The organism is Vibrio sp. 1402, from assembly GCF_033340275.1.
Genome location: NZ_JAWOWE010000425.1, coordinates 1 through 610 on the forward strand (window position 1 = coordinate 1; position 610 = coordinate 610).

The following is a 610-nucleotide window of genomic DNA, read 5'->3' on the forward strand; positions in this document are numbered from 1 at the left end:
AACTCGTGGAGGATTGGAAATGAAGACGTTTAATTTACCCGATCTCGGTGAAGGTCTCGCTGAGTCAGAAATTGTAAAATGGCATGTCAATGTGGGTGACATGGTCAAACTCGATCAAGTGATCCTCACCGTTGAGACGGCGAAAGCAACCGTAGACGTTCCTGCTCCGTACGCAGGCAGAATTGTCAGCCGCCATGGTGAAGAAGGCGACGTGATTAATATTGGCGCCCTACTTCTAGAAATCGACGAAAGTGGCGCAGAAAACACTGTCTCTGCGGAAAAACGACAAACCGCCGATGCCGCAACCGTTGTTGGCACCGTATCTCACCAATCTCATAATGTAAATGTTGACGATTTTTGGGTGGGCGGCAGCCACAACAAATCAACAGACAAACTCATCACCGCTTTACCTTCCGCGCGTTTGCTAGCGAAAAAGCTAGGCGTAGATTTGAAAACGATGGTCGGTAGCGGACCAAGCGGTTTGATCGTCGATGCCGATGTTTACGAAGAAGCAGGCAAACAAGTTCCTGGCACTGAAGTGCTCAAAGGAGCGCGCCGTACGATGGTCTCGACCATGGCAGAATCGCATCAAAATGTCGCAGCGGTGACC

1 protein-coding gene is annotated in these 610 nt (G+C 50.2%); it reads left to right on the plus strand.

Annotation, left to right across the window (positions count from 1 at the left end; genetic code table 11):
- Window positions 1-19: 19 nt before the first annotated feature.
- Window positions 20-610: biotin/lipoyl-containing protein (locus tag R7044_RS26465; protein ID WP_225456143.1), on the plus strand; the 591-nt coding region annotated here is incomplete at its 3' end.